This window comes from Streptomyces sp. NPDC040589, assembly GCF_055594445.1.
On the sequence record NZ_JBVIWP010000003.1, the window covers coordinates 744,633 to 758,224 of the forward strand.

Below are 13,592 nucleotides of genomic sequence, written 5' to 3' on the forward strand. Positions count from 1 at the left end.
ACGTGAGCACCCCCGAATGTGACCCTCCGTGGCCTGAACGGGTCACTCCCTCTTCCCGCATCACGCTCCGTGCGGGACGCTCGCAAGTGGCGACACCGGCTGTGTTTACTGGGGAGACACCCCCCCAGACCCCCGTAGGAGGCATCAAGTGGTCGACGCGGATCAGACTTTCGTCATCGTCGGAGGCGGACTGGCAGGCGCCAAGGCAGCCGAGACGCTCCGCGCGGAGGGCTTCACCGGCCGCGTGATACTGATCTGCGACGAACGTGACCACCCCTACGAGCGCCCGCCCCTGTCCAAGGGCTACCTCCTCGGCAAGGAGGAACGCGACACCGTCTTCGTGCACGAGCCCGCCTGGTACGCGCGCAACGACATCGAGCTGCACCTGGGCCAGACCGTCGACGCGATCGACCGCACCGCCAAGACGGTCCGCTTCGGCGAGGACGGCACCGTCGTCCGCTACGACAAGCTGCTCCTGGCGACCGGCGCCGAGCCCCGCCGCCTCGACATCCCGGGCACGGACCTGGCGGGCGTACACCACCTGCGCCGCCTCGCCCACGCCGAACGGCTCAAACACGTCCTGGCCAACCTCGGCCGCGACAACGGCCACCTCGTGATCGCGGGCGCCGGCTGGATCGGCCTGGAGGTCGCGGCGGCGGCCCGCGAGTACGGCGCCGAGGTCACGGTCATCGAGCCCGAGCCGACCCCGCTGCACGGCGTTCTCGGCCCGGAGCTCGGCGGGCTCTTCGCCGAGCTGCACCGCGAGCGCGGCGTCCGCTTCCACTTCGGCGGCCGGCTCACCGAGATCGTCGGCCAGGACGGCATGGTCCTCGCTGCCCGCACCGACGACGGCGAGGAGCACCCGGCGCACGACGTCCTGGCCGCGATCGGCGCGGCCCCCCGCACCCACCTCGCGGAGGCGGCCGGCCTGGAGATCGCCGACCGTGCCCACGGCGGCGGCATCGTCGTCGACGAGCGGCTGCGCACCTCCGACCCGGACATCTACGCGGCCGGCGACGTGGCCTCCTTCCACCACGCCCTCTTCGAGACCAGCCTGCGGGTGGAGCACTGGGCCAACGCGCTGCACGGCGGACCGGCGGCCGCCCGCTGCATGCTCGACCGTGAGGTGACGTACGACCGCGTGCCCTACTTCTTCTCCGACCAGTACGACCTGGGCATGGAGTACTCCGGCTGGGCGCCTCCGGGCACCTACGACCAGGTGGTGATCCGCGGGGACGCGGGCAAGCGCGAGTTCATCGCCTTCTGGGTGAAGGAGGGCCGCGTCCTGGCCGGGATGAACGTCAACGTGTGGGACGTCACAGACAAGATCCAGCACCTGATCCGCACCAAGGCCCAGGTGAACACGGAGTCCCTGGCGGACCCGCACGTTCCGCTGGAAAGCCTGGCGCCGTAGGCCCGCTCCGGCCCCCGTAGAATTCACGCGTGGCAGGACGGATCAACGACGAGGACGTGAAGGCGGTACGGGACGCGGTCCCGATCGACGCCGTGGTGTCCGAGTACCTGCAGCTGCGCAACGCGGGCGGCGGGAACCTGAAGGGTCTCTGCCCGTTCCACGACGAGAAGTCGCCGTCCTTCCAGGTCAGCCCCGGCAAGGGGCTGTTCCACTGCTTCGGCTGCCAGGAGGGCGGCGACACCATCACGTTCGTGATGAAGATCGACCACCTCTCCTTCTCGGAGGCGGTCGAGCGCCTGGCCGGCCAGGCGGGCATCACCCTGCGCTACGAGGAGGGCGGGTACAACCCCTCCCACCAGCGCGGCGAACGGATCCGCCTGGTCGAGGCCCACAAGATCGCGGCGGAGTGGTACGCGGAACAGCTCGCGACATCCCCCGAGGCCGACACCGGCCGGGTCTTCCTCGCCGAGCGCGGCTTCGACCAGGCCGCCGCCGTCCACTTCGGCGTCGGCTACAGCCCCCAGGGCTGGGACCACCTCACGCGCTTCCTGCGCGGCAAGGGCTTCACCGACAAGGAACTCCTCCTCTCCGGGCTCTCCCAGGAGGGCCGCCGCGGCCCCATCGACCGCTTCCGCGGCCGTCTGATGTGGCCCATCCGCGACATCGGCGGCGAGGTCGTCGGCTTCGGAGCCCGCAAGCTCTACGAGGCGGACAACGGCCCCAAGTACCTCAACACGCCCGACACGGCGATCTACAAGAAGTCCCAGGTCCTCTACGGCATCGACCTGGCGAAGAAGGACATCGCGAAGTCGAGCCGCGCGGTCGTGGTCGAGGGCTACACGGACGTCATGGCCTGCCACCTGGCCGGCGTCACCACGGCCATCGCCACCTGCGGCACCGCCTTCGGCGGCGACCACATCAAGATCCTCCGCCGTCTCCTCATGGACAACGGCTCGGCCCGCGTCATCTTCACCTTCGACGGCGACGCCGCCGGCCAGAAGGCGGCCCTGCGCGCCTTCGAGGACGACCAGAAGTTCGCCGCCGAGACGTACATCGCCATCGCCCCGGACGGCATGGACCCCTGCGACCTGCGCCTCGCCAAGGGCGACGAGGCCGTGGCCGACCTGGCCGAACCCCGCACCCCGCTCTTCGAGTTCGCCCTGCGCCAGATCGTCGCCCGCTACGACCTCGACACCCCGGCGGGCCGCGCCGCCGCCCTGGACGAGGCGGCCCCCGTCGTCGCCCGCATCAAGAACAGCGGCGCCCAGCACGAGGTCGCCGTCCAGCTCGCCGGCATGCTCGGCATCCTCGACACCCAGTTCGTGGTCAAGCGTGTGGCCCAGCTGGCCCGCTGGGCCCGCGACCGCGGCGGCAAGGGCCCGGCCCCCGACCGGCACCAGCAGGCGTCACAGCAGTACGCCTCCGCCCAGCCGTCCGCCGCCCCCCGCGGCCCGGCCCTCAACCTCCGCAACCCCGTCTTCGCCACCGAACGCGAACTCCTCAAACTGGCCCTCCAGCGCCCGGAACTGGTCTCCCCGGCCTTCGACGCCTACGGAGCCGACGAGTTCACCGCCCCGCCCTACGCCGCCGTACGCATGGCCATCCAGGACGCGGGCGGCGCCGAACTGGGCGTCGCGGACCCCCAGGACTACCTGGTCAAGGTCCGCGAGGCCGCCCCCGACGACGCGGTCCGCGCGATGGTCACCGAACTGGCCGTCGAGGCGATCATGCTCCGCCGGGCGGTCGACGAGCCCTACGCCGGCGCCCAACTGGTCACCGTCCGCCGCCGCGCCGTGGAACGCCGCATCCGAGACATCACCGGCCAGCTCACCCGCCTCGCCACCCAGGGCGACCCGGCCCAGCTGGCCGCCGTCCAGAACGAACTCTGGGTCCTCCAGCAGTACGACCAGACCCTGCGCGAACACGGCGCCGCCGCGCTGTAGACCGGGTCAGGCCCCGGCCCCCTCGAAGGTCGGGGTCACGGCCCGCACCAACCGGTCCGCGAACGCCCGCTCGTCGTCCCTGTACCGCGGATACTCCGTGACGAAGTGGTTCCACTCCACGTACCCGACCGCCTCCACCACATCCTCCAGAAGGATCTCCTCGCGGTACGGGTACGGCCACTCGCCCGACAGCCGGAACACCTCGTGCAGCAGCTCCCGGCGCAGCGGATGCCGCTCGGCCAGGAGTACGGCGTCGTACAGGTCCTTGCCCTGCGCGTACATGTCGTTGATCACCCACATCAGCTTCCACGCCAGCGACAGCTCCGGCGTCGCCGCCTGCACGATCGCGCCGCCCGGCAGCTCGACCGGCTCGGGCTCCTCGGGCAGCCGCTCGTTGAAGACGAAGTCGAGCTGCACGTGCCCGCCGGGCAGCCCGGGCGCACCCCACGGCAGCAGCATCCGACGGCCCGGCACCCGCTCGTAGGTCCAGATGTCCTCGACCACCGCGCCCCGGGCCGAGATCCCGATCTCCCGCCCGCGGGCATCGGCCAGCGTCTGCGCGGCCTCGGCGATCCCGGCCAGCATCCGGTCCGTACGCCCGTCGTCGATCCGCCAGGTGTGCGGTACGACGACGAAGTCCAGGTCCCCGGGCTCTCGGGCCGCGTCCCCGAACCACACCGACATCAGCACGCTGCCCCGCAGCACCAGCGAGTCCACCCACTCCGAGTCGGCGATCGCGTCCAGAACGAGGTGCAGGGCCCCGCGGCGGGCCGCCCGCCACGCCTCGCCCCGGGCCGGGTCGGCGAAGCGCGGGTCGGTGGCGCGGTAGGCGTTCTGGTAGTGCTTCAGGGCCGGATCGAAGACCGGGAGCTGCACCACGTCGTCCCCCGGCACCGGCCGGAGCGACTTCGGCAGCTGCTCGGCCCTGCGGGTGGCGTCGTCCAGGGGCTCACGGGGAATCTCCGTGTTCGTCCAGCCGAAGTCCTGCCACGTCTGTTTCATTCCGACACCCCCACCGGCTCCCCGAGCCATCCGTCGTCCACCGACACATCACTGTCGTGCAGCACGAACTCACGCTCCACCTGCAGCACTTCGAGGCCGGCGAGCGCCGACAGCAGCCCCTCCAACGCCAGCCCGGCGCCCTCCGCGTCCACCCCGTGGCACCGCTGGGTCACGAACCGCTCGTGCCGGGCCGCGTCCCGCACCCGCCGGGCGTTCCACGACAGATGGGCGCCGTGCGGCAGCACCCGGGCGGCGAGACCCGCGAGGTCCGTGTCCGGGGCGAGCAGCAGCTTCACATGGTGCTCGAAGTACCGTCCGTCCGCGCACGGCCGGCGCGGCACCTCCGGCGCCCACGGCGACGACTCGATCTTCACGCGCACAGGCTCGAAGCCGTCCGCCCGCAGGCGCGCCGCCACCTCCCGCGCCCGCCGGGACTCCTCGGCGTACGACGCCGAACCGGACAGGGTGAGCATCGGCTGGTCGCGCATCCGGCCCCGGGCCAGCACGATGTGCGTCAGCTTGAGACCGGCCTCGGCCGCCCACCGGCCCAGCCGTTCCGCCGCGCCGGTACCGGAGCAGCGGACCGTCACATGCGTTTCGTACAGGGAAGCGGACACCCGCGGATCGTGCCAGATCAGTGGTGGCAGAGGCACCCGGGTTTCCCGGGAGGGTCACCGCGCGGTTACGTCCCGGACGCAAAAAGTCATCGCACGCCCCTCGTGGCGACGATGTGTCTTCCCCCACACTGGGTTGCGGTGCCTGAGTCCTCGGAGCGCGGCCGATCCGTCACCCACGGGTCCCAGACCCCCGCGGTTCCGCTCATCGCGTACGGGACGGAAAGCGGCGAGGCCGTCGACTCCGCCCCCGAAGTACCGCTGCCGCACACCTTGGCAGCGATCATCCTGGAGGTCGCCCCCGTGCAGACCCAGACCCTCACCCAGACCGACGCCGGTGCCGCGCCGGACGCGGAGGCCGACACCCTCCCAGCGGTTCCGGCGCAGAGCCTCGTCGTGCACCACCCCGAGACGGAACCGGAGCCGGAGCCGGAGGAGCCGCCCGCCGAGGCCATCGAGACGGCCGAGGCTCCGGAAACCGTCGTGAGGCCGCCTGCCCGCACCGAGAGCGGCAGTCCCTCCTCGGACCTGTTCCGCCAGTACCTGCGGGAGATCGGCCGCATCCCCCTGCTGACCGCAGCCGAGGAGGTCGAACTCGCCCGTCGTGTCGAGGCCGGCCTGTTCGCCGAGGAGAAACTGAGCAACACACCTGATCTGGACAGCCAGTTGGCGCTGGATCTCGACCGGCTCGTCGTCATGGGCAGGATGGCCAAACGCCGGCTCATCGAGGCGAACCTGCGGCTCGTCGTGTCCGTGGCGAAGCGGTACGTCGGGCGCGGGCTGACCATGCTCGACCTCGTCCAGGAGGGCAACCTCGGCCTCATCCGGGCCGTGGAGAAGTTCGACTACGCCCGCGGCTACAAGTTCTCCACCTACGCCACCTGGTGGATCCGCCAGGCCATGTCCCGCGCCCTGGCCGACCAGGCCCGCACCATCCGGGTCCCCGTCCACGTCGTGGAACTCATCAACCGGGTCGTACGGGTGCAGCGGCGGATGCTCCAGGAGCGCGGGTACGAGCCGACACCCGAGGAGGTCGCCGCCCACCTGGACCTGGCGCCGGAACGGGTCAGCGAGGTCCTGCGTCTCGCCCAGGAGCCGGTGTCGTTGCACGCGCCGGTGGGCGAGGAGGACGACGTCGCCCTCGGCGACCTCATAGAGGACGGCGACGCGACCAGCCCTGTGGAGTCGGCCGCGTTCCTCCTCCTCAGGGAGCACCTGGAAGCGGTCCTGTCGACCCTGGGGGAGCGGGAACGCAAGGTCGTCCAGCTCCGCTACGGCCTCGCCGACGGCCGCCCCCGCACGCTGGAGGAGATCGGCCGCATCTTCGGCGTGACGCGGGAACGGATACGGCAGATCGAGTCGAAGACCCTTAACAAGCTGAGGGACCACGCCTTCGCGGATCAGCTGCGGGGTTATCTGGACTGACGCCGTCCGTGGGCCCGGTGGGGGGGGGCTGGTCGCGCAGCCGCCCGCGCCCCTGAAGGGGCGCGGGGAACTGCGCGACCAGCAACGACTGGCCCGCAGCCGCCCGACGACATCACACGGCACCCCGAAGCGCGACTCAGTCGACCTCCGCCACCGCCTGCGCGAACTGCGCCTTGTACAGCCGCGCGTAAGCCTTGTCCGAGGCCAGCAGCTCCCCGTGCGTCCCCTGCTCCACGATCGCCCCGTTCTCCATCACGAGAATCGCGTCGGCGTCCCGGATCGTCGACAGCCGGTGTGCGATGACGAACGATGTCCGCCCGTGTGCCAGCTTCGCCATGGCCTTCTGGATCAGCACCTCGGTCCGGGTGTCGACCGAGGACGTCGCCTCGTCCAGCACCAGGATCACCGGGTCGGACAGGAACGCCCGGGCGATGGTGATCAGCTGCTTCTCGCCCGCGCTGACCCCGGTCCCCTCGTCGTCGATCACCGTGTCGTAGCCGTCCGGCAGCGTACGGATGAACCGGTCCGCGTGCGCGGCCCGAGCCGCCTCCTCGATCTCCCCCCGGGTCACCTTCCGGGACGCCCCGTACGCGATGTTCTCCGCGATCGTGCCGCCGAACAGCCACGTGTCCTGGAGCACCATGCCGATCCCGGCCCGCAGTTCGTCCCGGGACATCCGCGCGATGTCGACCCCGTCGAGGGTGATGCGCCCGCCGGTGACGTCGTAGAACCGCATCAGCAGATTCACCAGCGTCGTCTTGCCCGCACCCGTCGGGCCGACGATGGCCACCGTCTGCCCGGGCTCGACCTTCAGCGACAGGTCCTCGATCAGCGGCGTGTCGGGGTCGTAGCGGAACGACACGCGCTCCAGCGCCACCAGCCCGCGCAGTTCCTCGGGCCGCACGCCCGGCACCGGATCGGCCCCCTGCTCCTCCGCGTCCAGCAGCTCGAAGACCCGCTCCGCCGAGGCGACACCCGACTGCACCAGGTTCGCCATGGACGCGACCTGCGTCAGCGGCATCGAGAACTGCCGCGAGTACTGGATGAAGGCCTGTACGTCACCGATGGACAGCGAGCCCGAGGCGACCCGCAGCCCGCCGACGACCGCGACCAGCACATAGTTGAGGTTCGACACGAACATCATCAGCGGCTGCATGACCCCGCTGTTGAACTGCGCCTTGAACCCGGCCTCGTACAGCGCCTCGTTCTGCTCGGCGAACTGCCGGGCCGACTCCTCCTGCCGCCCGAACACCTTCACCAGGGTGTGACCGGTGTACATCTCCTCGATGTGCGCGTTCAGCTGGCCCGTCGTACGCCACTGCTGCACGAAGTGCGGCTGCGACCGCTTGCCCACCCGCGTGGCGATGACGAACGACAGCGGCACGGTCACCAGCGCGACCAGCGCCAGGATCCAGGAGACGTAGAACATCATCGCGAGGACGCCGATGATGGTCAGCACCGAGTTGATGAGCTGCCCCATCGACTGCTGGAGCGTCTGCCCGATGTTGTCGATGTCGTTCGTGGCCCGGGACAGCACCTCGCCGCGCTGACGCTTGTCGAAGTACGACAGCGGCAGCCGCGACAGCTTCGTCTGCACGTCCTCGCGCATCCGGAACATGGTCCGGTTCACGGCCCGGTTCACCAGCCGCGTCGCCACCGCCATCAGCAGCCCGGCCACCGCGAACACGCCCAGCGCGAGCAGCAGCACCTGCCCCACGGCAGTGAAGTCGATGCCCTGGCCCGGGGTGAAGTCGGTGCTGCGCAGCATGTCGGCGACGTCACCGTCCCCGCGCTGCCGCATGGAGTCGAGGACCTGCTCCTTGCTCGCCCCCTCCGGCATGCCCCGCCCGACGATGCCCGCGAAGACCAGGTCGGTCGCCTTGCCCAGGATCTTCGGCCCGACGACGCTGAGCCCGACGCTCAGCACCACGCACAGCAGCAGGACACAGATCGTCAGCCGCTCCGGCCGGAACCGCGCGACCAGCCGTTTGCCCGACCCCTTGAAGTCCAGCGAGCGCTGGTCGGGGCCGCCCCCGGCCATCATCCGCCCCATCGGCCCGGCCATCAGGCAGCCTCCGCTTCCGTGAGCTGGGAGAGCACGATCTCCCGGTAGGTCTCGTTGTCCGCCATCAGCTCGAGGTGCCGTCCGGTGCCGACGACCCGGCCCTCGTCGAGGACGACGATCCGGTCGGCGTCCCGGATGGTCGCCACCCGCTGGGCGACGATCACGACGGTCGCCTCGGCGGTCTCCCGCGCCAGCGCGGCCCGCAGGGCGGCGTCCGTGGCGTAGTCGAGCGCGGAGAAGGAGTCGTCGAAGAGATAGATCTCGGGCCGCTGCACCAGCGTCCGGGCGATGGCCAGCCGCTGCCGCTGACCACCGGAGACATTCGTCCCGCCCTGCGCGATCGGCGCGTCGAGCCCGCCCTCCAGACGCTCGACGAAGTCCTTGCCCTGCGCCACCTCCAGCGCGTGCCACAGCTCCTCGTCGGTGGCGTCCGGGTTGCCGTAGCGCAGGTTCGTCGCCACCGTGCCCGCGAACAGATACGGCTTCTGCGGCACCAGCCCGACGGTCCGCGCGAGCAGCACCGGATCGATCTCCGCCACCTCGACACCGTCCACGAGCACCTGCCCGTCGGTCGCGTCGAACAGTCGCGGCACCAGCCCGAGCAGCGTGGACTTGCCGCTGCCGGTCGAGCCGATGACGGCGGTCGTCTCGCCCGGCCGGGCGAGCAGGTCCACGGCCCGCAGCACCGGCTCCTCGGCCCCCGGATAGCGGAAGCCCGCCCCCCGGATCTCCAGATGCCCGTGCCGGCGCAGCTCCCGCACCGGCGCCGACGGCGGCACCACACTCGACGAGGTGTCCAGCACCTCCTGGATCCGCTCGGCACACACCTCCGCGCGCGGCACCATCATGAACATGAAGGTGGCCATCATCACGGACATGACGATCTGCATCAGATAGGCGAGGAACGCCGTCAGGTCACCGATCTGCATCCCGCCGCTGTCGATGCGGTGCGCGCCGAACCACACCACCGCGATCGACGACAGGTTCACCACCGTCATGACGATCGGGAACATCAGCGCGAGCAGATTGCCGGTGCCCAGCGCGAAGTCCGTGAGATCGGTGTTGGCCTTGCGGAAGCGCTGCTGCTCGTACTCGTCCCGGACGAAGGCGCGGATCACCCGGTTGCCGGTGATCTGCTCGCGCAGCACCCGGTTCACCGTGTCCAGCCGCTCCTGCATCGCCCGGAACAGCGGCCGCAGCCGCCGCACGATCAGCGTCACGCAGACGCCCAGCACCGGCACGACCGCCACCAGCACCCCGGACAGCGGGACGTCCAGGCCGAGCGCCAGCACGATGCCGCCCACGCACATGATCGGCGCCGACACCATCAGCGTGAACGTCATCAGCGCCAGCATCTGCACCTGCTGGACGTCGTTCGTCGTACGGGTGATCAGCGTCGGCGCCCCGAAGTGACCCACCTCGCGCGCGGAGAACGACTGCACCCGGTCGAACACGGACGCCCGCACGTCCCGCCCGAGCGCCGCGGCCGTACGGGCGCCGTAGTACACGGCACCGATGTTGGTGACGACCTGGACCAGCGAGATGCCGATCATCAGGCCGCCGTAGCCCACGATGTAGCCGGTGTCACCGTTCACGACACCCTGGTCGATGATGTCCGCGTTCAGCGTGGGCAGGTAGAGCGTGGCGCAGGTCTGCAGGAACTGCAGCAGCACCAGCAGGGCTATGGGTTTCTTGTAGGGCCTGAGATAGGTCCGCAGAAGTCGTATGAGCACGCTGCTTCTCTCGGAGTGGGCGACGGGGCGGTTGGTTGCCCCTGGCCCCTATCGTCGAACACTCCACCCGCGTTACCTCAACCGAATTAACCCAACAGGGCCTCCGGGCCTACTGCCGCAGCGCTCCGGGATGCGTCTGCTCCCGCACCGCCACGAACTGCTGCCGCACCGCCTGCCCCACGGCCAGTTCCTCCCCGGGCTCGAGCACCTGGGCGACCGCGCCCTGCCAGGTCGGCGGGGTCCGCGCGTCGAGCGCGCCCTGCGACACGCCGAGCGCCCAGGCGGCCTGGCGGGCGGCGCCGATCGCGGCGTAGTCCGCGGGCTGCGGCACCACGACCTGCGTTCCGAACAGCATGGGCGCGGCGGCCTGCACGGCGGGAAGTTCGGCGGCCGACCCGAGCAGGAAGACCCGCCGCACCTCCACACCCCGGCCGCGCAGCACGTCCAGCGCGTCCGCGAGCCCGCACAGCATGCCCTCGAACGCGGCCCGCGCCAGATGCTCCGCCTTCATCGACTCACGCCGGAGCCCCGCCAGGGTCCCGGCGGTGTGCGGCAGATTCGGCGTCCGCTCACCCTCCAGATAGGGCAGCAGCACCAGCCCGTGCGACCCCGGCGTCGACTTCATCGCCAGGTCGGACAGGCTCTCCAGATCGGGCAGCCCGAGCAGCTCGGCGGTCCCGCGCAGCGTCCGTACGGCGTTCAGCGTGGTGACGACCGGCAGGTGCATGCCGGTCGCGTCGGCCAGCGCGGTGATCATCCCGGAGCCGTCGACCAGCGCCTCGGGGTGCACGGCCATCACGGACCCGGACGCGCCCAGCGACACCACCGCGTCCCCGAGCCCGATGCCCAGTCCGAACGCCGCCGCCATGGTCTCGCCGGTCCCGACGGAGATCAGCAGCCCCTCCGGCGTCCTGCCCGCCGCGTCCGCAGGGCCGATCACCTCCGGCAGCATCACCTGCTGCCCGAGCGCCAACTCGACGAGATCGGGCCGGTAGCCGCCGGTCGCCGCCGACCAGTACCCGGTGCCGGACGCCCCGCCCCGGTCGGTGGTTCTTCTGACCGGCCGGCCCAGCAGCTGCCACACCAGCCAGTCGTGCGCCTGCAGGAGGATCGCGGTGCGCTGCGCGTTGTCGGGCTCGGTCCGCGCGAGCCAGCGCAGCTTCGTCACCGGCTGCGCGGCCTGCGGCACACAGCCCACCGCCTGCGCCCACGCCTCGCGCCCCCCGAGCGCGTCGACCAGATCGGCCGCCGCGACCTGCGTCCGCTTGTCGCTGCCGACCATCGCGGGCCGCACGGTGTTGCCCTGCGCGTCCAGCGGCACGACGGCGTTCTGCTGCGCCGACACGCCGATGGCCTGCACGCCTTCGAGGAGCCCGCCGCCCGCCGCCTCGCCCAGGGAGAGCAGCCAGGCCTGCGGATCGACGTCGGACGGCCGACCGCCGCCCTCGGGGCTCTCCACCGGATGCTGCGCATATCCCTGCCTGAGCACGGCTCCGGAGTCCGTGTCACAGACGACGATACGTGTGAAATCGGGTGAACTGTCCAACCCGGCGACTATCCCCATGGCCAAAATTCTGCCGCACGCTCCGCTTGGGTTGGGCCGTGGGCGCCGTGGGGGTGTGTCGCCGAGTCTGTGTGCGGGCGCGTTGTGGCTGGTCGCGCGGTTCCCCGCGCCGCTGAGGGTGTGACCCCGCCCTGCGTCACAGCAGAACTGTTACGTGTTGCTCGTGCCCCAGTCGTCCTCGCCGCCGTTGTGGGTGGCGCGGTCGCGGAGGTGGCGGACGCGGTCGGCCACCGACTCGGGGACGCGGTCCCCGACCTTGTCGCTCACCACGTGGTACGCCTTGCCCGCGAACTCACGGCCCTGGTGGGCCGCCGACTCCGCGGTGTTGCGGACGGCGGGGTTCTGCGCGAACTGCTGGGCCGTCTTCTTCAGCTGCTCGTAGCGCTCGCGTCCGGCCCTCGTGCCCAGCACGTAACCCAGGACGACTCCGGCGACGAACGTGAGCCGGTAACGCATGGCGGCCACCCTTCCCTTGTAGGTCTCCGGTGCGGTGTCGGCGCCCCGCCGGGTACCGATTGGCGGAGCACCCCCCTGCTTGCGCTAATGTATGTGTCGCAGCGAGCGAGCGCCCCCTGGCGAATACCCAGGTAGGTACGTTCGATGCAACGAGGCATTCCTCGGTAGCTCAATTGGCAGAGCAGCCGGCTGTTAACCGGCAGGTTACTGGTTCGAGTCCAGTCCGGGGAGCTCGGTCCTCCGTAGCTCAATTGGCAGAGCAGCCGGCTGTTAACCGGCAGGTTACTGGTTCGAGTCCAGTCGGGGGAGCATGGTGAACGAGGACCCCTCTCAGGGGTCCTTTTTCATGTCCGTTCCGATGTCCAGGGAACCGCGCGGAGCCCCGCGCAGTCCTCATGGTCACGAAGGCCGTGCGAAGCCGACCATCCGAAGCAGGAGATCGTATGAGCGGCTATGCTGCGGCAGACGGCGCGCACACATGTACGCGACACGCCGCTATGGGGCGGTAGCTCAGCCGGTTAGAGCAGCGGACTCATAATCCGTCGGCCGTGGGTTCGAGTCCCACCCGCCCCACCATGCGCCCCTGTGACCTGCGGAAACGTCTCATCTGGGGTGCGGATTCAGGGCGTTGGTCCACAGACGTATCAGCCCACGGCTGGAGGACGGTCTCGTGGGTGGGCTGTGCGAGCGTCTGGATGTCGGATTCTGGACGCTGGCTGGACACGAGGATCCGGAAGTGCTGCCCAGGGACCTTCGAGTGGGCGGGTCGGCGGGGCACGGACGCGGTCCGAATGGCGTGCGGTCCGAGTTGGGACGCGAAAACAGCCCGTACTGGAAACGGCCCAGAGAGGACCGACAGGCGGGGCGGGAGCGGCCGGGCTGGGCGGCTCCCGCACATACAGCCGCCGTTCCTGCTCATCCCGTTCCTCCCGGGGCAGCGACGGCTATCGCTCAGGCGGGACGTGGTCCGCTGCCCAGGGCCGCCGAGCGCGTGCTGCTACTGATCGCCGACGACGTGGCGTGGATCGACGAGGCCGACGCAGCCGTCCTCGGGTTCGTCGCACGGCGCGTCACGGACGCTGTCGAGCACGACCGTGCCCGACAGCGCGGCGGGGGGAAAGTCTGTGCCCCGATCTCACCGCCGAGGTCTGGTTCTGTTCAGCAGCTCCCTGAGCCAGGCCGCCCTGACGACCGGTGACAGCTATCCGGGCCAGGAGCGCCGCCTCCTCCTGCGCATCTCCCTCGACCGCCTCAGCAGCCGCAACACCGCACCCCTACGGTCTCGGTGACAGGGAGTACAGCTCTCACCGCAGCGGGCGCTGTTCGCGCGAAGACGCCGGATCAAGAAGAAGAGACCGACCTCTTGCGGGAGGTCA

9 protein-coding genes and 3 tRNA genes are annotated in these 13,592 nt (G+C 70.6%); 6 read left to right on the forward strand and 6 right to left on the reverse strand.

Annotation, left to right across the window (positions count from 1 at the left end; all coding sequences use genetic code 11):
- The first annotated feature begins 148 nt into the window (after positions 1-148).
- Both ACZ58V_RS15860 and dnaG read left to right on the forward strand, forming a co-directional pair.
- On the forward strand, positions 149-1,414 hold the full coding sequence (locus ACZ58V_RS15860) for an NAD(P)/FAD-dependent oxidoreductase (protein ID WP_468191455.1): 1,266 nt from the start codon (positions 149-151) through the stop codon (positions 1,412-1,414).
- A 29-nt stretch (positions 1,415-1,443) separates the two neighbouring features.
- Positions 1,444-3,357 (forward strand): DNA primase, encoded by a 1,914-nt coding sequence (gene dnaG / locus ACZ58V_RS15865; RefSeq protein WP_468191453.1) that lies wholly within the window; start codon positions 1,444-1,446, stop codon positions 3,355-3,357.
- A gap of 6 nt (positions 3,358-3,363) precedes the next feature.
- Here the strand turns inward: dnaG and ACZ58V_RS15870 are convergent, their stop codons facing one another.
- Positions 3,364-4,359, reverse strand: a complete 996-nt coding sequence (locus tag ACZ58V_RS15870; protein ID WP_471290416.1) for a nucleotidyl transferase AbiEii/AbiGii toxin family protein — start codon at positions 4,357-4,359, stop codon at positions 3,364-3,366.
- Positions 4,356-4,976 (reverse strand): hypothetical protein, encoded by a 621-nt coding sequence (locus tag ACZ58V_RS15875; protein ID WP_468191449.1) that lies wholly within the window; start codon positions 4,974-4,976, stop codon positions 4,356-4,358. The genes ACZ58V_RS15870 and ACZ58V_RS15875 overlap by 4 nt, the downstream gene beginning before the upstream one ends.
- A 138-nt stretch (positions 4,977-5,114) precedes the next feature.
- Between ACZ58V_RS15875 and ACZ58V_RS15880 the strand changes: the two genes are divergently transcribed.
- On the forward strand, positions 5,115-6,398 hold the full coding sequence (locus ACZ58V_RS15880; protein ID WP_468191446.1) for an RNA polymerase sigma factor: 1,284 nt from the start codon (positions 5,115-5,117) through the stop codon (positions 6,396-6,398).
- Positions 6,399-6,534: 136 nt separating this feature from the next.
- Here the strand turns inward: ACZ58V_RS15880 and ACZ58V_RS15885 are convergent, their stop codons facing one another.
- From ACZ58V_RS15885 to ACZ58V_RS15900, 4 genes are all read right to left on the reverse strand, one after another.
- Complete coding sequence (locus tag ACZ58V_RS15885) at positions 6,535-8,463, reverse strand: ABC transporter ATP-binding protein (RefSeq protein WP_471290418.1); 1,929 nt, start codon at positions 8,461-8,463, stop codon at positions 6,535-6,537.
- Entirely contained in the window at positions 8,463-10,196 is a 1,734-nt protein-coding gene (locus ACZ58V_RS15890) for an ABC transporter ATP-binding protein (protein ID WP_471290420.1), read from the reverse strand. Before ACZ58V_RS15890 ends, ACZ58V_RS15885 begins: the two co-directional genes overlap by 1 nt.
- Before the next feature lie 109 nt (positions 10,197-10,305).
- On the reverse strand, positions 10,306-11,760 hold the full coding sequence (locus ACZ58V_RS15895; protein ID WP_468191438.1) for a xylulokinase: 1,455 nt from the start codon (positions 11,758-11,760) through the stop codon (positions 10,306-10,308).
- A gap of 150 nt (positions 11,761-11,910) precedes the next feature.
- Complete coding sequence (locus ACZ58V_RS15900) at positions 11,911-12,216, reverse strand: YtxH domain-containing protein (RefSeq protein ID WP_189725003.1); 306 nt, start codon at positions 12,214-12,216, stop codon at positions 11,911-11,913.
- Between the two features lie 158 nt (positions 12,217-12,374).
- On the opposite strand from ACZ58V_RS15900, the gene ACZ58V_RS15905 reads away from it, so the two are divergent.
- The 3 genes from ACZ58V_RS15905 to ACZ58V_RS15915 all read left to right on the forward strand — a co-directional run bounded on the left by ACZ58V_RS15905 (position 12,375) and on the right by ACZ58V_RS15915 (position 12,792).
- A tRNA-Asn gene (locus ACZ58V_RS15905) sits at positions 12,375-12,447 on the forward strand.
- 5 nt (positions 12,448-12,452) lie between these two features.
- Positions 12,453-12,525, forward strand: a tRNA-Asn gene (locus ACZ58V_RS15910).
- Between the two features lie 190 nt (positions 12,526-12,715).
- Positions 12,716-12,792: transfer RNA gene (locus ACZ58V_RS15915), tRNA-Ile, on the forward strand.
- Positions 12,793-13,592 lie beyond the last annotated feature (800 nt).

Coding starts and splice junctions, on each gene's coding strand:
- ACZ58V_RS15870 (WP_471290416.1), bottom strand. CDS start 4,359: ATGAAACAGACGTGGCAGGACTTCGGCTGGACGAACACGGAGATTCCC.
- ACZ58V_RS15885 (WP_471290418.1), bottom strand. CDS start 8,463: ATGGCCGGGCCGATGGGGCGGATGATGGCCGGGGGCGGCCCCGACCAG.
- ACZ58V_RS15895 (WP_468191438.1), bottom strand. CDS start 11,760: ATGGGGATAGTCGCCGGGTTGGACAGTTCACCCGATTTCACACGTATC.
- ACZ58V_RS15900 (WP_189725003.1), bottom strand. CDS start 12,216: ATGCGTTACCGGCTCACGTTCGTCGCCGGAGTCGTCCTGGGTTACGTG.